The following is a 23,159-nucleotide window of genomic DNA, read 5'->3' as shown; positions in this document are numbered from 1 at the left end:
ATATGCTGCCTCAAAACCGCATAGGTTGGCGATTTTTATCGATCTACACTGCGTAACAAAGGCCGTGGAGAAAGCGCCTGCGGCGGGGTCCCCGTCCTGCTGCCGCGAATATTTTCCGCCTTGCTATTCACTGTGTTTTTGGTTGTTATTGATCGTCATGCATATTGGAGTCATCGGGGCGGGCATCGTCGGCCTCGCCAGCGCGTATCAGTTGCTGCGCGCCGGCCACGAGGTCACGGTCATCGACAGCGGGCGCGGACCGGGTCTGGGCACGAGCTTCGCTAACGGCGGCCAGTTGAGCTACGGCTACGTGTCGCCGCTGGCGGCGCCGGGCGTGCTCTCGCAACTGCCGTCGCTGCTGTTCTCGCGCACCGGCCCGTTGCGAATCAAGCCTTCGTTCGATCCGGACTTCTGGCGCTGGTCGCTCGAGTTCGTGAAGCACTGCAACACGCAGGCCAATGCCAGCTCGACATTGCGTCTGCTCTCACTCGGGCTGCATAGCCGCGAAGTGATGCTGGAATTTCTCTCGCAGGAGTCGGTGTCGTTCGACTATCGGCTGAGCGGCAAACTCGTGGTGTATCGCGACGCTGCCAAGCTCGCCGCCGCGGAGCGTTCGCTCGAACTGGCGAACGGCCTCGGCTACGCACAACGCCGCGTCGACGCCGCCACCTGCGCCACGCTGGAACCCGCCTTGGGCAAGATTGCCGGCGAACTGGCCGGCGGGATTCACACTCCCGGCGAAGGCACCGGCGATTGTCAGTTGCTGTGCAAGGAACTGGCGCGGCTCGTCGGCGCCCATGCACGCGGCTCGTTGCGCTTCGAGCATGAGGTTACCGGCTTTGACGTGCGTGGCGACACTGTGCGCGCCGTGCGCACCCGCTCGGGCGACATCGACGTCGACGCCGTGGTGGTCGCCAACGGTCTGGCCGCTATGCCGCTGTTGCGCACCGTGGGCGAATCGGTTTCGCTGTATCCGCTCAAGGGTTACAGCCTGACGTATCGCGACGCACCGGTCGATGCGCGCCCGCAGGTGTCGGTGACGGATGCCGACAACAAAGTCGTGTATGCAAGTCTGGGCGAGCATCTGCGCGTAGCGGGCATCGCCGATCTGGTCGGCTACGACTTTCGGATTGCCGAACATCGCATCGACGCCTTACGTTCGCTGTCGGGCGACTTGTTCCCGGCGCTGCGCGGTGCGCATGCGCCGCTCGAGTGGACGGGCATGCGTCCGGCCACGCCGCATGGGCGTCCGATTCTGGGCCGTGCGGGACGGCTGGGGAATCTGTGGCTGAACGTGGGCCACGGCGGTTTGGGTTTTACGTTGTCGATGGGCGCGGCACGCGTCATCGCCAACGCGATCGATGGCGAGCGCCCGGCCGTCGATCTGGCAGGGTTTGCCCGTCTGGCCGCGTGATGCGCGGTGGCCGAACATGACGAGCCTTCCGGGCCGATCGTCGGCCGGCAAGAATTTGATCACTCCCACGGGGACCGTTGGGAAGGCGTGTCTGGTTGTATCAGTAATTTTGGTTTGATATTCCAACGGTGCGGACCACCGCACCATTTGTTCCTATAGGACTGAGACCATGAAGAAGCTGTTTGCCCCTCTGCTGCTCGTCAGCGCTGCCGCCAGCCTGTTCGCGCACACTGCCAGCGCGCAGGAACTGACCGGAACGCTCAAGAAGATCAAGGACACCGGCGTGATCGCACTCGGGGTGCGCGAATCGTCGATTCCGTTCTCGTACACGGACAACGCGGGCAAGACGATCGGTTACTCGCAGGAAATCGCGTTGAAGATTGTCGACGCGGTCAAGAAAGACCTGAACCTGCCGAACGTGAAGATCACCGAAACGCCGATCACCTCGCAGAACCGTATCGCGCTGATGCAAAACGGCACGATCGATCTCGAGTGCGGCTCGACCACGCACACCTTCGAGCGTGCGAAGCAAGTCGGCTTCTCGCACAACATCTTCTTGTACTCGATCAAGATGATTGCGAAGACGGGTTCGGGCATCACCGACCTGAACAGCCTGAAGGGCAAGACCATTTCGACGACGGCCGGCACCACGGCTGACCGCATTCTGTCGGGCAAGAAGGGCGAGATCGGCTTCAACCTGATTCAGACCAAGGAGCACTCGGACGGCTTCCTGACGGTCAAGCAAGGCCGTGCTGTGGCCTTCGTGATGGACGAGCCGCTGCTGTACGGTCAGCGCGCCGCCCTGCCGGCGGAAGAAGCCAAGGGTTACGAGATCGTCGGCCCGAACCTCCAGTTCGAAAACTATGCGTGCATGCTGCGCAAGGATGATCCGGCCTTCACCAAGATCGTGAACACGGTCATCGCCGATATGGAAAAGTCGGGCGAAATGGAGAAGCTGTACAACAAGTGGTTCACGCAGCCGGTGCCGCCGAAGAACCAGAACATGAACTACCCGATGACGGTAGAAATGCGCGCCATGTTCAAGGATCCGGTCACGAAGGCGTACGACTGATCGGGTAACGCCGTCAGTCGGCTGTCCGGGGGAGGGAGAATAGCCGCCGCCTCCGGACAGCCGAAGCATCACTTCTATTAGTCAGTTGCATTGCCACCATCATGAACACGCACGCTACGCTTGGCATTCTGGGCGGCATGGGGCCCGCTGCGGGGATCGACCTGTGCCGCAAGATCGTCGATCAGCACCCGGCGGACCGGGATCAGGATCACATCCCGTTCATTCTGTATTCCGTGCCGCAGATTCCAGACCGTACCGAGGCGTTGCTGCGCGATGGCGCGTCGCCGTTGGACGGCATGATGGATGGGGTTCACGCACTGGAACAATCGGGCGCAGGCTGCATTGCGATTGCCTGCAACACGGCGCATGCGTGGCTGGAAGCGTTGCGCACCCGTACGCACCTGCCGGTGCTGGATGTGGTGGATGCCGTGGCGGGCGAACTGTCGCGTTGCGTCGCCCCGGGGTCCCCCATCGCGTTGATGGCGACCGAAGGCACGCATCACGCCAACGTTTATCGTCCGCGGCTTGAAGCGCTGGGTTACCACTTTGTCTCGGCGGCCGAACCGCTTGCCCAGCAGGCGCTGGTCAACGAGGGGATCCGCCTGACCAAGGCGGGCGAGATCCGCCGTGGCGGCGAGGCGCTGGCCATGGCGATGGAGCCTTTGCTGGCGGCCGGTGCACAGCGCGTCATTCTCGGCTGCACGGAGATTCCGGTGGCATTGGCCATGTGCGAAACGCCGCTGGCGCGGTTTGGTCTGGATGCCTCTGCCGCGTTGGCGCGGGCCTGCATCGCGTGGTCGCTGGCTCACGAGGGCCACGAGAGCCACGCAAGCCCGACGCATCAATAATTTCTCAGGACTTCGGCCACGCTGCCGCCGGAGTCCCGCTTCATCTCCCGCCGCCGCCCCGCCTTCCCTCCTTTATTCCCACGCCGTGAGTAGGCCCATAGGCATTCATGAGAATGGATGCGCACCGATGGGTATTCCTACGAATCGATTCCTCCCGGCGCGATTTGCGATGTTGCATCGCAATGACAAAATCCATGATTCGAACGCACGCAAATGCCTCGCGCTTGGGTAGACTGGCGCTCGCGCGATAACGCTTGGCAGTACCGGCCGGCATCGTGCAAAGACGCCGTTCGCGAGGCAGTTATGGGCCAGACGGCAGGTGTGGCGCAGGAAAAATATCCCGTCCTCTTGTCAGAAAAAAACCCACAAGGGAAAACCTGTGGAAAGCGGCATGAAACGGGGGTTGCAGCCACCAAAATCGCTGGCGTCTTTGGCTATAATGGCCCACAATCCATCGGACACCTGCCGGACCAAGGTCCGGCCATGAGCGCGTTTGCCTGAACGGGGAAGCAGATGAGCGGCGTCGCGCTCGACGTGAAGCATGCACAGACAACAACAATGAGTTCAGATCGACTCCCAGCCGGTGTGCCTTTGGTCGAACCGTCGACCCTGGCACCGGCACTCGCCGAGGTTAGCGCCCCGGCACCGGCCCCGGCTTTGTCCCGGGCGCTGGTCGAGCTGACCGGCGGACTCTCGGCACATGTCGCGGCCGACGGCCGCTTCCTTTTCATTGCCGATGCCTCCCTTCGCCTGCTCGAGTACTCGCGTGAGTACATCGATCACGCGACGCTCATGGAGCTGACCGGCATTGAAGATGTGCCGTTGTTGCAAGATGCCTTTTCCGCCGCCCAGACCCTCGGTCCCCAGCAGTGCACCGTACGACTGCTGCGCGGTCTGACCGATCGCATCTGGATGCGGCTTCGCATCGCCCAGTACACCCCTCGTATCGCCGGCGCGCCTGCCACCTTCCTGATTCAAGGGGAAGACGTCACCGCGTTCAAGGAAAACGAAGCCCGCCTGTCCGACTTGGCCGTGCGCGATGCGGTGACCGGGCTCGGCAATCGCCAATATATTCAGCAGTGCATCACCGAGGCGATTCAGCACGCCCGTGAAGGCGGCCCGAACTTTGCCGTCGCCCTGCTCGATCTCGATGGTTTCAAGAAGGTCAACGATTCGCTCGGCCACGATGTGGGCGACCAGTTGCTGCGCGACGCGGGCCAACGCCTGATCGCCCAGATTCGCGAAACCGACATGGCCGCCCGCATGGGGGGCGACGAGTTCGTGCTGGTGTTGCCCGGTTGCGACAACGAACAAGCGCTCGGCGGCATCATGAAGCGCCTGCTCTCTGCGGTACAGCAGCCGTTTCAGGTCGGCGACCAACTGCTGCACCTGACCACGAGCATCGGCGTGTCGTTCTTCCCGCAACACGGCGATTCGGCCGGCCTGCTGATCAAGCACGCCGACGCCGCCATGTATTGCGCCAAGGATCGCGGCCGCAACGGTCTGTTCGTCTACACGGACGATCTGGGCGACCTGCACCGGAAGGCGTTCTCGTTGGAATCGGCCATGTTCGAGGCCATTCACAACGGCGAATTCAGTTTGCACTATCAGCCGATCTGCGACCCGATCACGCTCAACGTGAAGGGTGTGGAAGCGCTGATGCGCTGGCATCCGGCGCTCGGCCCGGTCTCGCCCGCAGAGTTCATTCCGCTGGCCGAAGCCAACGGCCTGATCAACCTGCTCGGCGGCTGGGCACTGCGCGCCGCCTGCATGCAGCTCGCCCGCTGGGGCAGCACCCGGCTCGACGGGCTGTACATGTCGGTCAACGTCTCGGCGCAGCAGTTCCACCATCCGTCGTTCCCGAGTCTGGTGTGGCAAGCGATTGCCGATTCCGGCGTGGAAGGCCATCGGCTGGTACTTGAAATTACCGAAAGCGTGCTGATGCGCGACCCGGAGCAGGCCAACCTCGTCTTGCGCGAATTGCAGACGCTGGGCGTGCGCTTTGCCGTGGACGACTTCGGCGCCGGCTATTCGAGTCTGGGCTATCTGAAGCGATTCCCGCTCTCGGCGCTCAAGATCGACCGCAGCTTTGTGAAAGACATGCCCACGTCACCGAACGACCGTACGATTGTGACGGCCGTTCTGGGGTTGGCACGCGAATTGGGTCTGTCGGCGGTCGCTGAAGGGGTGGAGACCGAAGAACAACGGCAGATGCTGATCGATCGCGGCTGCCATTCCATCCAGGGCTGGCTGGTGTCGAAAGCCCTGCCTGCGGGAGAACTCGAGGTGGCCTTCGCGAGCGGACGCCTCAACGTGGATGCCGGACACTGACCGGACACCCCGCCAACATGAGCCTGACGAAAGAAAAAACGCTCGAATTGCTGTGGCAGCGCATGGCTGAGCGCGGCGACTTCCCGTCGCTGCAACGCTCGGTCACGGGCATCGTGTCTGCCATGCAAAGCGAAAACACCAGCACTGCCGACCTCGCGTCGTCGGTGCTGTCGGACTTTGCCCTCACCCAGAAGGTGATCCGGCTGGCCAACTCGGCCATGTACGCCCCGTTCGGCTGCAACGTGACGACCGTCTCGCGCGCCATCATGATTCTGGGCGTCGACACCATTGGTCACCTGGCGCTGAGCCTGAAGCTGTTGGAGGGCTTCGGCGAAGTCGCCTCGCGCCGTGACGATATGGCACGCGAGCTCGCTCGCGCTACCCTCGCCGGGGCTTTCGCACGCGACATCACCGCCAAGAACGGCATTCGCGACGGTGAAGAAGCCGTGGTCTGCACGCTGCTGCATCACGTGGCGCGCCTGCTCGTGACCTACTGCTTCCCCAACGAATGGGTGGAGATTCAACGAATTTCCGTCGAAGAAGGCATCAGCGACAGCGATGCCTGTGAGCGCGTACTCGGCATCACGTTCCCCGAGCTGGCCGAAGCGGCTGCACGCAAGTGGGGCCTGCCCGAGTCGATTGCGACCAGCATGCGCCCCATCGATCTCGAAGGCGACGCCCCGCTCTCGCACGCCGATTGGCTGTGCGCCGTGGCGAACATGTCGAACGAGATGGTGACCGAGCTCACGCGCGGTGCCGATCCGGCGCGTCTGGCGGAGCTGGCCGAGCGTTACGCCGACCGGTTGGCGCTCGACATCAGCGAAGTGGTCTCCGTGGGTGAAGAGATGGCCCGCGACACGAGCCATCAGGAATTCATCGCAATCAGCACTCGCGCGACGAACAAGAATCCGCCGCCGGCCGGCAAGCCGCTCGACTCGGCGCGTCGTCTGGCCGACGGGCTTTCCGAAGTGCGCGCCGCGACGGGCGAGACCGATGCCGTCGGCCTGCTCAACCTGACGCTGGAAGCGATTCTGCAATCGCTGGGCTTCGTCAATTGCGCCGCATTCGTGCGCGTGCCGACCAGCAAGGTCTTCGAGATGCGTTTCGGCATCGGGCGCGACGTGCAGCCGCTGCTGGGCCTTACCTTCCCCGAGGCGTTCGAGCCCGACGTGTTCCATCTGGCGCTCACCAACGGCCGCGCCATCCTGATCGACAATGCCCGCGAGCCGCGCATCGTGCCGCGTATTCCGATCTGGCACCGTCAGCATTTCGCGCATGTGAAGTCGTTCTTCCTGCTGCCGGTGCGTCAGCGCAACCAGACCGTGGCACTGCTCTACGGCGACTGGGGCGGTGCCCTGTGCGCGGGCGGTATCGGCGCGAAGGAAATGGAGTTTCTTCACCATATGGGCGAAGAGATTTCAAGCAAACTCGAGAGCGCAGCACAGCACGGGGGTGCCGCGCCCGTCACCGCCAGCGACTCGCTGCGCAAGCCGACCGGTACCACAGGTACGCGTTGATCTCACCGGTACGCGTTGATCTCACCGGCCTGCGGTCATACGCCGGAAGCAATCTTTAGTATTCGGGATTCGATATGTGCCGGAGCCACGCCGTGGCTTCGGCATTCGTCCACTGGACGATTCGCGCAAGTCTGTGTTGCGGCCCGGGCCGTCCCCACCCTCTCCGGCATTCACGCCAAACCTATACGCGACAAGGCTTTTCAGGCCATCTGGTGCGGCGCCCCGCAACGGCATACCATGTCGCCAATACCGCAGTTTTTCTCCATCGTAAAACGCATTGCACGGCGCGCCTGACACGCGTTGCCGCACCGGCTTGTTTTTGACTGCACTCGCTGTGCGTCAATAAAAAATTTACGCTCGGTTCGCCATGTAACACAACGATGTCCCACCGTAACGTCGGATCAGGAGAAGACATGACGCAAACTGCCGCAGCTGCACCGGTGCATCCGGTCGACGAGCGCCTGCCGCTCCCTAAGCTGTTCACGCTGGGCTTGCAACACGTGCTGGTGATGTACGCGGGGGCGGTGGCGGTACCGCTGATCATCGGCGGTGCGCTCAAGATGTCGGTCGACCAGATTGCCTTTCTGATCAATGCCGACCTGTTCGCCTGCGGTATCGCCACGCTGATCCAGACGCTTGGTCTGTGGATCTTCGGCCTGCGCCTGCCGATCATGATGGGTGTGACCTTCACGGCCGTGACCCCGATGATCGCCATTGGCACCAACCCCGATCTCGGTTTGCTCGATATTTACGGCGCGACGATTGCCGCAGGCATCATCGGCATTCTCATTGCGCCGTTCATCGGGAAGTTACTGAGACTCTTTCCGCCCGTGGTGACCGGCACGGTCATTACCGTGATCGGCATCTCGCTCATGGGCGTGGGGATCAACTGGGCGGCGGGCGGCTTCGGCAACCCCGACTACGGCAATCCGCTCTATCTGGGCGTGTCGTTCGCCGTGTTGCTGTGCATTCTGTTCATCACCAAATACGTACGGGGTTTCTTCTCGAACATTGCCGTGCTGCTCGGCATTCTGTTCGGCACGCTGATTGCGGTGGCGCTGGGTAAAGTGTCGTTCACGGGCGTGAGCGAAGCGGCGTGGTTCGGCTTCGTCATGCCGTTCCACTTTGGCGTGCCGCGCTTCGACCCGATTGCCATTGCCACCATGACGCTGGTGATGCTCGTGACGTTCATCGAATCGACCGGCATGTTTCTCGCGGTGGGCGACATCGTGGGGCGGCCGGTCGATCAAAAGACGCTGGTGCGCGGCCTGCGGGTCGATGGGCTGGGGACGCTGATCGGCGGCGTCTTTAACACGTTTCCGTACACCTCGTTCTCGCAGAACGTGGGGTTGGTTGGCGTGACGGGTGTGAAGAGCCGTTGGGTGTGTGCGATGGGCGGGGTGATCCTGATCGTGCTCGGACTGTTCCCGAAGGTGGCGCACGTAGTCGCGTCGGTGCCGCAGTTTGTGCTGGGTGGCGCGGGGATCGTGATGTTCGGCATGGTGACGGCCACGGGCGTAAAGATTCTTTCGACCGTCGATCTCTCGAAGAACCGTTACAACCTGTACATCATCGCGATCAGCATCGGGGTGGGGATGATTCCGGTGGCCTCGGACAAGTTCTTCATGAAGCTGCCGCATGCGTTGGCGCCGTTCTTCCACAGCGGCATTCTGCTGGCGTCGATCAGCGCGGTGCTGCTCAACTTCCATTTCAACGGGCTGCGTAGCGAAGAAGAAGCCAGCGCACTCGCTCAGGAAGCCGGCCGGCAGGCGGACGCGGCGCATTGATGGCTGTGGCGGAAGCTGCGGAATGAATAAGGGGGCATGCGTGCCCCCTTGTTGATTTCTGGCTCAGGCGGCCGCCAGAAGATGCTTGGCGTTGCGCTTGATCTCGCGTAGCTCGTCGGCGATTTCCGCTCTGGCAATTTCAGCGTCGTAGTGATTTTGCAGATTCAGCCAGCTCTGCGCATCGACGCCGAAGAACGCGCCGAGTCGCAGTGCAGTATCGACAGAAATCGACCGCTTGCCGAGCACAATCTCATTGATACGGCGAGGGGGCACGCTGATCGCCTTCGCGAGCGCGTACTGCGAGAGGCCCATCGGGCCGAGCCAATCCTGCATGAGGATCTCGCCCGGTGTCGCCAAAGGTATTTGTCGGGTCATGCTGGGTCTCCGGGAAACATTGCGGAATCGATCGCGATACCGCGAAAGCTCCATCCTATCGAAAACCCCTCAATGAAAATTCCGACTTGAGATGGTCAGCTCGCCCAGCATCGACGAGAGATCGATCAGGCGGTGGGCGACCAGATGCATCACGCGCTCCTCGCGTTGCCACACCCCTTCCACGCCCAGTAACGACGACGCCAGCAATTCCTTGCGTTGCGTCTCGACCAGATCGGGCCACACGATCACGTTGATGATGCCCGTCTCGTCTTCCAGCGATACGAAGACCGTGCCGTTGGCCGTGCCCGGCCGCTGCCGTCCCGTCACGATCCCCGCCGTTCTTACCCGCCGCCCATGCACCGCGTCCGCCTGTAATTCCTTCGCGGTACGCACGCGCATCTTCTCGAGCTTCTCGCGCAACAACATCAACGGATGCCGGCGCAACGTCAGCCCCGTGCTCGCGTAGTCCGCCACAATGTCCTGCCCTTCCGGCATCGGCGGCAACACCACCCGCTCGCCGGCGCTTCCCGGCACGGCGTCGCGCAAGGTCGTCGCCCCCAGCAATGGCGTCGGGGGCTGCCACGCCGCTACCGCCCAACGCGCCTGACGCCGGCTGCCCAGCAGCCCCGACAACGCATCGGCCGCCGCCAGCGCATCGAGATCGTGCCGCGATAACGCCGCGCGCGCGGTCAGGTCGTCGATGTCGGTAAACGGCCGCTGCCGGCGCGCCCGCTCAATCGCCGCCGCCCCCTCGCCAGACAACCCCTTCACCAGCGACAACCCCAGCCGCACCGCCGGACGCCGCGCATTGCCATAGCGCCCGATGCGCGCCTCGGGCAGCGAGTCGACATCGCTCACGCACACATCGACCGGACGCACTTCCACCCGATGCCGCCGCGCATCCTGCACCAGTTGCGACGCCGAATAAAACCCCATCGGCAAACTGTTGAGCAAGCCGCACAAAAACATCTCCGGTGCATGGCATTTCAGCCACGCACTCGCATACGCCAGCAACGCAAAACTCGCCGCATGACTCTCCGGGAAACCATACTCGCCGAAGCCCTCGATCTGCCGGCAGATGGCTTCGGCAAAATCGCGCGGATAGCCGTTCTTCAACATGCCGTCGATGATCCGCGTCTGGAATTTCTCAAGCCCGCCCTTGCGCCGCCACGCCGCCATCGAGCGTCGCAACTGATCGGCATCGCCGGCCGTGAAGTCGGCCGCAATCATCGCGACCTGCATCACCTGCTCCTGAAAAATCGGCACGCCCAAGGTGCGCTCGAGCGCCGCCTTGATCTCCTCGCGCGGATACTCGACCTTCTCCTTACCCTGCTTTCGCCGCAGATACGGATGCACCATGCCGCCCTGAATCGGCCCCGGCCGCACGATCGCGACTTCGATCACGAGGTCGTAATACTTATCCGGCTTCAGACGCGGCAGCATGCTCATCTGCGCACGCGATTCGATCTGGAACACACCGATGGTGTCGGCGCGGCGAATCATGCCGTACGTCGCCGGATCTTCTTTCGGAATATCGGCCAGTGTCATCGGCACGCCGCGCCACGCGCCCAGCAGATCGAGCGTGCGGCGCAACGCACTGAGCATGCCGAGCGCCAGCACATCGACCTTGAGCAGCTTGAGCGTGTCGATGTCGTCTTTGTCCCATTGAATGACGTAGCGATTCTCCATCGCCGCCGGGGCAATCGGCACCAGCCGCGAGAGCTTGTCGCGCGAGATCACAAAGCCGCCCACGTGCTGCGACAAGTGACGCGGAAATCCGATCAGCCGCGCCACCAGATCCGCCCATAACCGTGTGGTCGGCGCATCGGGCGAGAGCCCCTGCGCCGCCATCCGCGCGAGCAGATTCTCGCGGCCATCCCACCACTGCTGGCTCTGCGCGACCTGCTCGACGATCGACAGATCGATGCCCAGTGCTCTGCCCGTATCGCGCACCGCACTGCGCATGCGATAGCTGATCACGGTAGCCGCCAGTGCGGCGCGGTCTACCCCATATTTGTTGTAGATGTACTGGATGACCTCTTCGCGGCGCTGATGCTCGAAATCCACGTCGATATCGGGCGGCTCGTTGCGCTCTTTCGACAGAAACCGCCCGAACAGCAACTTCACCTGATCGGGATCGACCTCGGTGATGCCAAGGCAATAACACACCGCCGAGTTGGCCGCCGAGCCCCGCCCCTGACACAGGATGTGCACGCTGCGCGCGAAGCTCACGATGTCGTAGACCGTTAGGAAATAAGGCTCGTATTCGAGTTCGCCGATGAGCGTGAGCTCGTCTTCGATGAGCTTGCGGACCTTCTGCGGAACGCCTGCTGGGTAGCGGCGCTTCAACCCGGCTTCGACCTCCTGACGCAGATAGGTCGACGGCGTGTGACCCGCCGGCACCAGTTCTTCCGGATATTCATAGCGCAGACTGCGCAGATCGAAATGGCAACGCGAAGCAATGACAATCGTCTCGGCCAGTGCTTCGGCCGGATACAGCCACGCCAGCCGCAAGCGCGCCCGCAGATGCTGTTCGGCGTTGGCCGTGAGCGCCAGCCCGCATGTCTGCACCGGTTGCCCCAGCCCGATGGCGGTCAGCGTGTCCTGCAACGGTTTGCGCGATCGCACATGCATGAGCACGTGGCCGGTGGCGACGAGTGGTACACCGCACTCGGACGAGATAGCGCGCAGTTTCGCCAGATGGGCTTCGTCGTCGGCACGATGACGCCGCTCAAGCGCAAGCCACACGCGCCCCTCGCCGAAGGCCGCCGCCGCCCAGCGGGTTTGCGCAAGTATCTGCGCGGCGCTCGCGTCGGCATCGGGCACGAGAATCAGCAGACAACCGGGCAAACCGCGCAGATGCGCCTGCGCTTTGTCCGGCGCACTGAAGTCGCGCGCATGCAGCCGATAGCCGCGCTTCGGGCCGCGCATGCGCCCGAGCGTAATCATCTCGGAGAGATTGCCGTAACCCTCGCGATGCTGGGCAAGTGCCACCAGATGCACGGTGCCCAGCGCGCTAAGGTCTGACGAGGGGGCGTCCGATGCCTCTGGCGTCAGCCGGAATTCGCTGCCGACGATGAGCGATACCGACGGATGCTGCACGACCTCGGCCAATGCCCGCACCACGCCCGCGAGCGAGCATTCGTCGGTGATCGCCAGTGCGGTGTAACCCAGATGCGCCGCGCGTGCGACCAGTTCCTCCGGATGCGATGCCCCGCGCTGAAACGAGAAGTTCGACAGGCAGTGCAGTTCGGCATACGCGGGCAGGCTGCCGTCGTCAGCCGCGCGCGGGTCGGCCGGCGCCGTGGGTTTGGCAACCGCGTCGTCGGCACTGTCGTCGTTGGCGGCGAGGCCCTCGGTCGGGCCCTGCCAAGGCAAGAAATCGTCGATATCCATGGAAACACCATCCCGGCTTATTCAGGCTTGTTCGGGCTTGTTCAGTCCGCTTCAGCCGAACAGACCGTGCAAATACCACGCAGCATCCGCCCCGTGGACGGGGCGCTCGCGAAACAGCCACAGCAACGCCCCAGTGGTATCGGCCGCAATGAAGTAATCGCGCGTGACCGTGCCCGGCTCCCACCACCCCGCCTCGATACGCTCGGGACCACTGACCAACTGCAACGGCCCCTGCCGCCACGGGCGTTCGTCGCGCACCATGAGCCGCTGTGGCGCATCGAGCAACCACGCCGGACGAGGTGGCAATGGCGCACGCGCCGCGCGTGCCGCCGCTTCTCCATGGGCAATGCCTAACGGGATCTCGCCGCGCGAACCTGCCGGCGCCACGTTTTCGGTCAACGCGCTGTCTGCGCGAGCATTGGCGGTGCCCGGAGGCTTTGCGGTCTTTGAAGGCTTTGCCGTTTTGGCTGCCCCGCTGCCCCCACCTGCCCCTGCCACGGCCCCGCCCGCGCCATACGCCACACTCGCAGACGCCGCTTCGGGCCGGTGGTCGCCACGCACTTGCAGCCGCCGCACATGCTCGTCGCCCAGACGCGTCGCCATACGCTCGATCAGTTGCACGAAATCCTGCCGGGCGCGGCCCGGCTCGGGCAGCAAGCTGCCGCTGAGCGGCACGTGTGCCGCCGTTTGTGTGACATCCAGCCGCAACGTGAGCACCGGCGCGACCAGCGGCGAACGCGCCAGTCGCTCCTTGCACAGCGAAAGCAGGTGTGCAGGCGCCGCACTCGCCTCGGCCAGCCGAATGTCGAAACGTGTCGGTGCCACCGTGTGGCGCCCGAGCGGCTCATGCTCAAGCACGAGCGTGAGCGCACGCGTCGCCAGTTGCCCGGCCGTCAGCCAGCCGGTGAGTTGTGCAAGCAAACGGCGCAAGCCAAACAGCAAGACTTCCACGTCGTACGTGAGCGACGGCAGCGGCAGCACCGCCTCGAAGTGCGGTGGCGCGCGATACCAGTCAGGTGCCTCGGGGGTTTCGCCATAAGCCCGCGCGAGCGACGCCGGCAACGCCGCGCCGCAACGCCGTCGCATGCCGCTGGCCGGCAGGGCACGCAATTCGCCCAGCGTTGCGCAACCGATCTGCGCTAGCCAGTCGAGCCACGGCTGCGCCTCGGGCAGCAACGCCACGGACAACGGATCGAGTTGCTGCGGCAGCGCCGCCAGTGGTGGCGGCAGGCACGGAGGGAGCGTCCCGGTAAGCATCGGGGCATCTTCCCTGTCACCGATACGGGCCAGCAATGCCGCCGCGCTGGCCGTGGCCGCGACACCCAATGACGCGCGATGCCCGAGCGCATCCGCACTGTCGAGCACCTGTGCGGCCAGCGACGCCAGACCGCCGAACAAGCGCAGGCTCGGCGCGACGTCGATCAGCACGCTCTGGTGCGACGCGATCGCGACATCGGGGCCGAAACGCAACAACGCCAGTGCCAAGGCTTCGAGCGCGACGATCTCGGCGGCTTCGTCACGCTCGTGAAATCTGGCTTGCGGCAACAACGCGAGCACGCCGCCACGACGCATGCCGGGTTGCACGCCCGCTGCCTGCGCCGCTTCGCTCGCCTGCCAGACGCGCGACTGCGCGAGCACGACGGTCGTGTCGACGTCAGTCCGCGTTGGCGGGGAGGCGATCTCGAGCGCGAGAAATGGCAGGTGCAGGGCAATCCAGCAGGCCATGCGAAACTCCGGAAGCAGAGGCAGAAGGCACCGCAGAGGGTGCAGATGAAGGCGCAGGCCGTGGGGCCAACGGGACGGCGGCATCGTCCCCGGCCACCGGTTGTGTCGGGTGTTCCGCACGCACATAGGGGGCCGGCAGTGTCAGCCAGAGCGGCTCGGTACGCGGTGGCCCCCGGCGTTTGTGAAATTGCACGCCGAGGCGGCTGTCTTCGCCCACGCTCAACCCAAGCCGTAGCGGCGCGGCAGACGCCGTGGCCGCCGCTGTCGGCGGGCGCATGACCCATGCGAGCGCGTCCCCTCCGCCCGCGGCCACCTGAAGCCGCCGGATTTGCTCGGGCGTCGCGGCGGGCAACCATGCCAGCACGGCCCCGCAGCACGCGCTCTTGAGGGCCTGCTCGGCACACCAGAGCATGTCGCGGTCTTCTGCGCGAATACCGTGCGCGCGTGCCATCGTTCGTGCCGTTCGCGCCGTTTGAATTGCCGTTCGTGTGGTCGTTCGTGTGGCCGTTTGTGCCGCCGCTCGCGTTGCCGGTGCCGAACCGGGTGCATTACTGGGTGCATTACGGGGCACATTACGCTCCGGCCGCGTCACCACGCTCAGCCAGCGCAGATCGATGCCCCACCCCGCCAGCGCCGGGGCATACGGCAGCATCGGCGGCGCGATGACCATCACAGGCTGGCCCGCTTGCGTGAGATCGCGCAAGGCAGGTGCCAGCAGCCGCCACTCACCGATACCCGGGCGTTCGCTCAGCAATTCGGTCACCGCACCATGCGGCCAGCCAGCCCCGGGCAGCTCCGCGTCGAGCGCGGCAAAGCCCGTGGGCTGGCCGGCACGGTGGTATTGCGCCAGTTCACTGGCACGCCACAGCCCGGCGGGCAAAGAGGAGAGCGGCAGGGTCATGACACACCAGAATACTGTATGAATATACAGTATAGCAGGTAGAACGCGATTGACGTGTCAGTGAGCGCTTAGGTCATGGGCGCCAATCGTGGCTTCCATCGTGAGCCCCGGTCATGAGCATCAGTCATTAGCTTCAATCGTGAGCTTCATTCATGGACACCAGCCATGAGCGCCAGTCACTCGCGCGATGAGCGCCCTCTCATCTCATGGGTTGAGCATCGATGGCGTGTGCCGTTATGCTCGTCATCAATTGCGCTCGCCCTCTCCCTCATGCCATTGCCGACCACTGCCACTGCGCCGTTTTGTCCCGCCGAAGTCAAAGGCAGCATCGTGATCGACGCCAGCGAATCGCGCTGGCGCAAACTCAAACGGTTTGCCGGCCCGGGCCTGCTCGTCGCCATCGGCTACATGGACCCCGGCAACTGGGCCACCGATATTCAGGCAGGCTCGCAATTCGGTTATTCGTTGCTCTGGGTCGTCGCGATGTCGAGCATCGCCGCCATCTTTCTTCAGATGCTCGCGGCCCGGCTCGGCCTCGTCGCCGGCCGCGATCTCGCTCAGGCCAGTTACGAACGCTACGGCCGCACCGGACGCGCCGTGCAATGGATCACGGCGGAAATCTCGATCATCGCCTGCGATATCGCCGAAGTCCTCGGCTGCGCCCTCGCCTTCAAACTGCTGCTCGGCGTGCCCATTGCATGGGGCATCGTGCTGACCGCGTTCGACACGATGATCGTGCTCGGCCTGCAAGGTAAAGGCTTCCGGCAGATCGAAGCCATCGTGCTCGGGCTCATCGCGACCATGGCGTTCTGTTTCGTCGCGCAAGTGGCCATGGTGCCGCCCGACTGGCACGCCGTGGCCGCCGGGTTGGTGCCCGGTGCCCCCAGCCACGACCGGCGCGATGCCATCGTGCTGGCCCTCGGCATCATGGGCGCCACGATCATGCCGCACAACCTCTACCTGCACTCATCCATCGTGCAGACACGGCGTGTGGTCGGTGGCAAACGCGGCGACTTCCGCGACACGCTCGCGCTCGTGCGCATCGACACATGGGTGTCGCTCGTGATCGCCATGTTCGTGAACGCCGCCATCCTCATCCTCGCGGGCTCGGTCTTCCACGCGAGCGGCCAGACGAGCGTCACCGATATCGAACAGGCTTATCGGCTCATCACGCCCATTGCGGGCAGCGCGGCGGCCTTCCTCTTCGGCATTGCCCTGCTCGCCTCGGGCCAAAGCTCCACGCTCACCGGGACGATCGCCGGCCAAGTCATCATGGACGGCTTTCTGCACATGAAGATTCCCTGCTATCAGCGGCGTCTGATCACGCGCGGACTCGCCCTCATTCCCGCGTTGATCGGTGTGCTGTGGCTGGGCGATGGGTCTGTCGGCAAATTGCTCGTATGGAGTCAGGTGCTGCTCAGTCTGCAATTGCCGTTTGCGATGTGGCCGCTCATCCGCTCGGTCAGCGACCCGCGCGTGATGCGAGGCAATACGATCGGGCGACCCACGCAAGTCGTTGCGTGGGCGCTGTTCGTCGTGATTACCGCGACGAATCTGTTGCTGATCGTCGGGTTGGATTGAGCGGACGACGTGGCTTAGGTACGCAAACACATAGTTGCGTACCTTCGCCTTTCAACGCGTCGCTATATCTGGGTGGATGCCTAAACCGTGCTGCATCTGAACAGGCAGAACGGGCCTGATATCTAGAAGCCACCTAGAAGCCCCCTATAAGCCCAGATCGCTCAATCCCGGGTGATCGTCGGGCCGGCGGCCGAGCGGCCAGCGATACAACCGCTCGTGCTCGGCGATGCGTGTGTCGTTGATGCTCGCGTGGCGCTCGGCCATCAGCCCCTGCGCATCGAACGCCCAGTTCTCGTTGCCGTAGGAGCGAAACCAATTACCGGAATCGTCTCGCCACTCATAGGCGAAGCGCACCGCAATCCGGTTCTCGGTAAACGCCCACAACTCCTTGATGAGCCGGTAGTCCAGCTCGCGCTGCCACTTGCGCGTCAGGAACTCGACGATCTGGTCGCGGCCTCGCGGAAACTCGGCGCGATTGCGCCAGCGGCTGTCGGCGGTATACGCCAACGCGACGCGCGCCGGGTCGCGCGAATTCCAGCCGTCTTCGGCCATCCGCACCTTCTGAATAGCCGTCTCGCGGGTGAACGGCGGAAACGGCGGGCGGGCTTCACTGTCTGCCATGGCAACGCTCCTTTCGAAAATAGGAACACGGGTCGTGCGAGTGTATCGCCAAGCGATCGGCGATGCTCGTCACCCCCCAACGCCCCAAACCTGCGTGCTAACATCAGCACCCCTTACCAATGCAGTTTTATAAAAAGCAGAAGTCGGTAAGGAAGCCAGCGAACTAAGAAATCAGCGCCCGCCACGACTGTGCCACTGCGCACCGCCAGCCGGGCGCCAAGACATCTACAGGGGTATCACCGTGCAAAACAAGAAGTTCAGCATCGCGCTGCCGGGCGTGGGCATGGCAGGCGTGGCCGCCATGCTCGCCATCGCCGTACTCGGCGGTTGCGCCACCGAAAGCTCGCGCTCCGTTGAAGTTGCCAAGGTCGAAAGCGCCAGCCGTCCGTTTGTCGGCGTGCGTACGCCGATCGCCGTGGGCAAGTTCGACAACCGTTCCGCCTACATGCGTGGTGTCTTTTCCGATAACGTCGACCGCCTCGGCAGTCAGGCCAAGACGATTCTGATCACGCATCTGCAACAGACCAACCGCTTCAACGTGCTCGACCGCGACAACATGGCCGAGATTCGTCAGGAAGCCGATATCAAGAAGACGCAGCAGAAACTCAAGGGCGCCGACTACGTGATTACCGGCGACGTCGTGGAGTTCGGCCGCAAGGAAGTGGGCGACAAACAGCTCTTCGGCATTCTCGGCCGTGGCCGCGAGCAGATTGCGTACGCCAAGGTGAACCTGAACGTGGTGGATATCGCGACTTCGGAAGTCGTCTACTCGAGCGGCGGTGCGGGCGAATACGCGCTGTCCAATCGTGAAGTGATCGGCTTCGGCGGTACCGCAGGCTACGACTCGACGCTCAACGGCAAGGTCCTCGACCTCGCCATGCGCGAAGCCGTGAACAACCTGGTGACCGGCATCGAAAGCGGCGCCTGGAAGCCCGGCAAGTAAGCCAGCCCCAATTCCATTTGCAGCATGTCACCGGCGTTGTCACTGACGACGCCGGCTTCGCACGCCATGTGCAAGCCGGCGCGTCTTGTGACACCGCTCGCAGACACGTTCATCAGGACTCCATCACCATGCAACGCAAGTTCTCATTCGGGCGCGCCGCCATGGCCGCCGCCCTCGGTGGCGCCGTGCTCACCGGCTGCGCCACCGCGCCGAAGCCCCTGTACGACTGGGAAGGCTACCAGCCGCAGGTCTACGAATACTTCAAGGGCGAATCGAAGGAAGCACAAATCATCGCGCTGGAGCGCGACCTCGAGAAGATCAAGGCCGCCAACAACGCCGCGCCGCCGGGCTATCACGCGCACCTTGGCCTGCTCTACGCCTCGGTCGGCAAGCCCGACAAGATGGTCGAGGAATTCCAGACCGAGAAGCAGTTGTTCCCTGAGTCGGCCGGCTACATCGACTTCCTGCTCAAGGACAAGACGCCCAAAACTTCCCAAACGCCCAAGACCCCGGAGGTGAAGCAATGATCGCCCGTGTTCTCAAATGGATGACGGTCGCCGCACTGGCTGCGCTCATGACCGGTTGCGCCGTGAATCAGGCCAAGTACGACTACACCGCGTTCAAGCAGAGCAAGCCGAAGTCGATCGTGGTGCTGCCGCCGCTCAACGAATCGCCCGACATCGACGCCACCTACAGCGTGCTCTCGCAAGTGACGCTGCCGCTGGCCGAAGCCGGTTACTACGTGCTGCCGGTGACGCTCGTCGACGAATCGTTTCGCCAGAACGGCCTGACGGTTGCCGGCGACATTCATCAGGTGAGCCCTGCCAAGCTGCATGAAATCTTCGGCGCTGACGCCGCGCTTTACATCAAGATTTCGCAGTACGGCACCAAGTACATGGTGCTCGACAGCGCGACGGTGGTCACGGCATCGGCGGAGCTCGTCGATCTGCGCACGGGGGCCAAGTTGTGGAGCGGCACCGCGTCGGCGTCCAACAACGAAGGCGGCAACAGTGGCGGCGGCGGACTGATCGGCATGCTGGTCTCGGCAGCGCTCAAGCAAATCATCAATAGCGTGACGAATGCCGGCTATCAGGTCGCCGGTACGGCCAACGCACGTCTGCTCTCGGCAGGTCGTCCGAATGGCATCCTCTACGGCCCGCGTTCGCCGAAATACGGCACGGACTAAGCCCGTCTCGCGCCCGTTTGTTCTGCCCCGGGGTGGTGCGCGCTGCGCCGTCCCCGGGTTGCGCCGGATTGGGCCCACGCCTGCCGGCGCCTATAGTGATAACGCATTACACGCAAAACACGCATTACAAGCATTACCCGGACCGATAGCCACACCGCGCGCCCAAGCGCGGGAATACATCGCAAGACGCCCTACGCGTTATGCCCTACGCGTTACGCCATATGGCGTATGTCATATTCCGCCGTCGATACGCGCTCACGCGTGTGTTTGTCTACGGTCGCGTGCGCAGGCGTCGTGCTCAGGATTCGTCCGGGAGTCACCATGTTCAGCTTCGCCATTCGCGTCATCCGCACCTTCCGCTTCAGTCACGTCCCCCGCACTACCCTGACGTTCAGCTCACTCGCTGCACTCTGCTTTTGCGCCCTGTCGCCCGTCGCCCATGCCGACCCGATGCACTTGTCCGACATCAAGCAAGCCAACGGGCAGCAACTCTCGGTCGACGACTTGCGTTCGCTGATGCCGGGCGCGCACATCACCAACCTGCTCAACAACGGCAGCACACGCAAGTGGGTCAACGAGAAAGACGGCTCGCTCAACGCCACCACGGATAACAAAGGCGGCATCGGCTCCACCACCCGCACCGTGCAGACCGCTCACGCCACCGGTACGTGGTCGGTCAACGACAACGGCTCGTACTGCGTGAATCTGGAGTGGCGGGCCCTGACGGAGAACTGGTGCCGGTTCATGTTCAAGGTCGGCGACAAGTACTACGGCGTACCGTCGCTCGCCAACGGTGCAGCCATGGCCACGGAATTCAACATCGAGAAGTGATCAAACGCGACCGCCAGACGATAAAACGCCCCGGGGCTGCGAACAGCGCCGGGGCGCGACTGCGTCGACTGCGTTTTCCGTCGTCAGTGTGGCAGAGGGGGCAACACGACGGTCACATCAGAAGTCCGTCGTCATCGACATCAGGAAGGTGCGCGGCGCACCCAGCGTCAGGTAGTTGCTCGACGACACGCTCGACCAGTAGGCCTTGTTCGTCACGTTGAGCACGCTCACGCGGAACGTCGTCGGCTTGCCGTAGATCTGCATGGCGTAACGAGCCCCCAGATCGAAGCGGTCCCACGCCGGAATCGACGCGCTGTTCGCGATGTTGGCATACTCGCGCCCCGTGTGAATCCAGCGGGCATTGAGCGTGAGCCCCGGCACCCAAGGCACGTCGTACTCGGCACCGAGGTTGTACTGGAACGTGGGCACCCCCACCGGACGATTGCCGTTGGTGGCCGCACTCGACTGGTTGAGCAACTCGCCGTCGATGTACGAAACACCGGCAATCACGCGCACGTCCTTGACCGGGCTGCCATACACCGAGGCCTCGACGCCGCGATGGCGCTCCGACCCATCGGCCACGTAGAAATTAGCCGCGTTGGTGTATGCCGACGGCTTTTCGATCTGATAGAACGCGACCGACGCGCCGAAACGCGCGGTGTCGTACTTCGCACCGAATTCGTACTGCTTCGAGCGGTACGGCGGCAGCGACTGGCCGTAGTTGTTGGTGCCTTGCGGCGCCGTCGAACCCGCCGCCAACCCTTCGCTGCGGTTGGCAAAGAAGGCCACGTTCTGCCACGGCTTGAACACCAGACCGAACACCGGCGTGGTGATCGAGTCGTTATAGGCCAGCGTTTGCACGCCGGTGTAGCCGTAGTTGTTCACGCCGATGGACTGATGACGCACGCCCACCGTCGCCAATACGCGGTCGTTGAAGAAGCCCACCGTATCGGACACCGCCACGCTACGCAGCAATGTGAGTGCCGTGGTCTGCGGATCGTCGAGGTTGCCGCCCTTCAGCGTAGTGGCCGGATACGGCACCTGCGGCGGGTTGACGAAGCTCGTCGAGAATGCTCCCGCATACGTATAGGCAGACTGCGAATCGAGACGCGTGCCCGACACGCCGGCCGTCACGAAATGCGACACCGGCCCGGTGCTGAAACGCCCACGCACGCCGACCTCACCCGAGAGCGCGTCTTCCTGATGCGGTGCGTTCAGACGCGTGGCGGTAATCGTGCTCGGCGAGCCCTTCCACGTCGGGTTCGAGTACTCGCCGTTCTCGTTGGTGTGACGCACGCCACCGGTGATGTACGCGGTCCAGTTCGGCAGGAAATCGTATTCGGCACGCACGATACCGACGTTGTCTTCCAGCGTGGTGTAGCTCCACGACTGGGCGTAGTTGGACGTGGCCGCCGGGGGCGCGGGCAGCACATTGCCCGTGAAGTTGTACAGCGCGCGGCCCGAGCCGATGTGTTCCTTCTGATACAGGAAGTCGGCCGACACGCGCACCTTGTCGCCGCGCCAGTCGAGCGCCACGGCGGTGGTGTTGGAGTTGGAATGCTCGCGATCGACCGAGGTCTCGCCATCGCGCACAGCCTGATTCACGCGAATACCGAACTGCCCCTCGCTGCCGAATCGGCGGCCGACGTCCACGTGGGCCCCCAGCTCACCCGATCCGCTGGTGTCGACCGTGACACGCGTGAGCGGTGTGTCTTCCGCGCGCTTCAACTGAAGATTCACACCGCCGCCGATGGACGAGCCGCCCGGCGACGCACCGTTCAGAAACGCGTTCGCGCCCTTGAACAACTCCACACGCTCAAGCGCTTCGGTCGAGACCAACTGGCGCGGCGTGATGCCGTAGAGGCCATTGAGCGAAATGTCATCGCCCGCGAGCGTAAAGCCGCGAATCACGAAGGTCTGCGCAAAGTTGCCGAAGCCCCGCGACATGCGCACCGACGGGTCGTTATCCAGCACGTCGGCCAGCGTACGGGCCTGCTGATCCTCGATCATCTTCGACGTGTACGCGCTCATGCTGAACGGCACGTCGAGATTGTTCTGATTTCCCAGCACGCCAAAGCTCATGCCGCGTGCCACCTGCCCGCCGACATACGCGGGTGGCGGATCGTTCGGCGAGGCTTCGCGGGCGCCCTGCACGGTGACGGCGGGCAGTGCCACGTCGTTATGTGCGGTGGCGTCAGGCGTCGCAGATTGCGCAGCGGCACCTGCCGAGAACACCAGCGAACCGAAGGCGAGCGCCACAGCGGCGACCGTTGGGCGCAGCACCGGATAGCGTGCACCGGCGGCAGCAGACACAAAAGCGCGACCGCGTGCGGCACGCGTCGGCAGAGACAAACGGGAGGAGTGAGACATGAGGGTACGGCTTGATGAGTACGTCCCGGCAAGCGAGGCCATCCGGGACTGGAAGCGTTTCGTCGGCGGCGTGCTTCGTACTCAGCATGCGCTGCCGCCGACAACACCGACGTCTTGGAGCCGGCCCTCACGACAGTATCTTTCGCGCGACAGCTCAGCTCGCCTGAAGTTTAATGAGAATCATTAGTGTTATCAATTACTCAAATACAACTCAGTGAGCCTGTTATTTATGGGAGGTCAGGCAATACGTGTGTTTCGGTG

Annotated in this window: 18 protein-coding genes; 12 read left to right on the top strand and 6 right to left on the bottom strand. The window is 63.6% G+C overall.

The window, feature by feature from the left end; translation table 11 throughout:
* Positions 1-157 precede the first annotated feature (157 nt).
* From PIN31009_RS16100 to PIN31009_RS16070, 7 genes are all read left to right on the top strand, one after another.
* Positions 158-1,414, top strand: a complete 1,257-nt coding sequence (locus PIN31009_RS16100) for a D-amino acid dehydrogenase (RefSeq protein ID WP_150790944.1) — start codon at positions 158-160, stop codon at positions 1,412-1,414.
* A 169-nt stretch (positions 1,415-1,583) separates the two neighbouring features.
* Positions 1,584-2,486 (top strand): transporter substrate-binding domain-containing protein, encoded by a 903-nt coding sequence (locus tag PIN31009_RS16095; protein ID WP_150684810.1) that lies wholly within the window; start codon positions 1,584-1,586, stop codon positions 2,484-2,486.
* A gap of 101 nt (positions 2,487-2,587) precedes the next feature.
* Entirely contained in the window at positions 2,588-3,334 is a 747-nt protein-coding gene (gene cuyB, locus PIN31009_RS16090) for a cysteate racemase (protein ID WP_150790943.1), read from the top strand.
* Between the two features lie 303 nt (positions 3,335-3,637).
* A complete protein-coding gene (locus tag PIN31009_RS16085) occupies positions 3,638-3,835 on the top strand; it encodes a hypothetical protein (protein WP_150684812.1) in 198 nt (65 codons plus the stop codon).
* Between the two features lie 57 nt (positions 3,836-3,892).
* Complete coding sequence (locus PIN31009_RS16080; protein ID WP_064675187.1) at positions 3,893-5,665, top strand: putative bifunctional diguanylate cyclase/phosphodiesterase; 1,773 nt, start codon at positions 3,893-3,895, stop codon at positions 5,663-5,665.
* 17 nt (positions 5,666-5,682) lie between these two features.
* Positions 5,683-7,182, top strand: coding sequence for an HDOD domain-containing protein (locus PIN31009_RS16075; RefSeq protein WP_150790942.1), 1,500 nt, complete (start codon positions 5,683-5,685; stop codon positions 7,180-7,182).
* A 413-nt stretch (positions 7,183-7,595) separates the two neighbouring features.
* Entirely contained in the window at positions 7,596-8,969 is a 1,374-nt protein-coding gene (locus PIN31009_RS16070) for a nucleobase:cation symporter-2 family protein (protein WP_150684814.1), read from the top strand.
* Between the two features lie 63 nt (positions 8,970-9,032).
* Here the strand turns inward: PIN31009_RS16070 and PIN31009_RS16065 are convergent, their stop codons facing one another.
* The 4 genes from PIN31009_RS16065 to PIN31009_RS27940 form a co-directional block, all read right to left on the bottom strand.
* Positions 9,033-9,344 carry a HigA family addiction module antitoxin gene (locus PIN31009_RS16065; RefSeq protein ID WP_087686709.1) on the bottom strand — a complete coding sequence of 104 codons (312 nt, stop codon included), beginning with the start codon at positions 9,342-9,344 and terminating at the stop codon, positions 9,033-9,035.
* A gap of 69 nt (positions 9,345-9,413) precedes the next feature.
* Complete coding sequence (locus PIN31009_RS16060; protein WP_150790941.1) at positions 9,414-12,740, bottom strand: error-prone DNA polymerase; 3,327 nt, start codon at positions 12,738-12,740, stop codon at positions 9,414-9,416.
* A gap of 51 nt (positions 12,741-12,791) precedes the next feature.
* Complete coding sequence (locus tag PIN31009_RS16055; protein ID WP_174997221.1) at positions 12,792-14,465, bottom strand: Y-family DNA polymerase; 1,674 nt, start codon at positions 14,463-14,465, stop codon at positions 12,792-12,794.
* The gene (locus PIN31009_RS27940; protein WP_174997219.1) at positions 14,395-15,366 is read right to left on the bottom strand and encodes a damage-inducible protein; all 972 of its coding nucleotides are present in this window, start codon (positions 15,364-15,366) and stop codon (positions 14,395-14,397) included. The genes PIN31009_RS16055 and PIN31009_RS27940 overlap by 71 nt, the downstream gene beginning before the upstream one ends.
* Before the next feature lie 270 nt (positions 15,367-15,636).
* Here PIN31009_RS27940 and PIN31009_RS16050 point away from each other — a divergent pair, with 270 nt between their 5' ends.
* Positions 15,637-16,947 carry an Nramp family divalent metal transporter gene (locus PIN31009_RS16050; RefSeq protein ID WP_150790939.1) on the top strand — a complete coding sequence of 437 codons (1,311 nt, stop codon included), beginning with the start codon at positions 15,637-15,639 and terminating at the stop codon, positions 16,945-16,947.
* A gap of 144 nt (positions 16,948-17,091) precedes the next feature.
* On the opposite strand, the gene PIN31009_RS16045 is transcribed toward PIN31009_RS16050, so the two are convergent.
* The gene (locus tag PIN31009_RS16045) at positions 17,092-17,568 is read right to left on the bottom strand and encodes a nuclear transport factor 2 family protein (RefSeq protein ID WP_058377842.1); all 477 of its coding nucleotides are present in this window, start codon (positions 17,566-17,568) and stop codon (positions 17,092-17,094) included.
* Between the two features lie 283 nt (positions 17,569-17,851).
* Here PIN31009_RS16045 and PIN31009_RS16040 point away from each other — a divergent pair, with 283 nt between their 5' ends.
* The 4 genes from PIN31009_RS16040 to PIN31009_RS16025 all read left to right on the top strand — a co-directional run bounded on the left by PIN31009_RS16040 (position 17,852) and on the right by PIN31009_RS16025 (position 20,528).
* Positions 17,852-18,511 carry a CsgG/HfaB family protein gene (locus PIN31009_RS16040; RefSeq protein ID WP_150685092.1) on the top strand — a complete coding sequence of 220 codons (660 nt, stop codon included), beginning with the start codon at positions 17,852-17,854 and terminating at the stop codon, positions 18,509-18,511.
* A gap of 128 nt (positions 18,512-18,639) precedes the next feature.
* A complete protein-coding gene (locus PIN31009_RS16035; RefSeq protein WP_150684821.1) occupies positions 18,640-19,038 on the top strand; it encodes a DUF4810 domain-containing protein in 399 nt (132 codons plus the stop codon).
* A complete protein-coding gene (locus PIN31009_RS16030) occupies positions 19,035-19,697 on the top strand; it encodes a DUF799 domain-containing protein (RefSeq protein ID WP_150684822.1) in 663 nt (220 codons plus the stop codon). The genes PIN31009_RS16035 and PIN31009_RS16030 overlap by 4 nt, the downstream gene beginning before the upstream one ends.
* A gap of 321 nt (positions 19,698-20,018) precedes the next feature.
* Positions 20,019-20,528: a DUF995 domain-containing protein gene (locus PIN31009_RS16025; RefSeq protein WP_174997217.1), complete on the top strand. Its 510-nt coding sequence runs from the start codon at positions 20,019-20,021 to the stop codon at positions 20,526-20,528.
* Positions 20,529-20,645: 117 nt separating this feature from the next.
* Here PIN31009_RS16025 and PIN31009_RS16020 read toward each other — a convergent pair whose 3' ends face one another.
* On the bottom strand, positions 20,646-22,898 hold the full coding sequence (locus PIN31009_RS16020; RefSeq protein ID WP_150790937.1) for a TonB-dependent receptor: 2,253 nt from the start codon (positions 22,896-22,898) through the stop codon (positions 20,646-20,648).
* Positions 22,899-23,159 lie beyond the last annotated feature (261 nt).

It is taken from the genome of Pandoraea iniqua (genome assembly GCF_902459685.1).
GTDB lineage: Bacteria > Pseudomonadota > Gammaproteobacteria > Burkholderiales > Burkholderiaceae > Pandoraea > Pandoraea iniqua.
The sequence above is the reverse complement of the archived record's forward strand: the minus strand, read 5'-3'. Positions and strand labels throughout refer to the sequence as shown.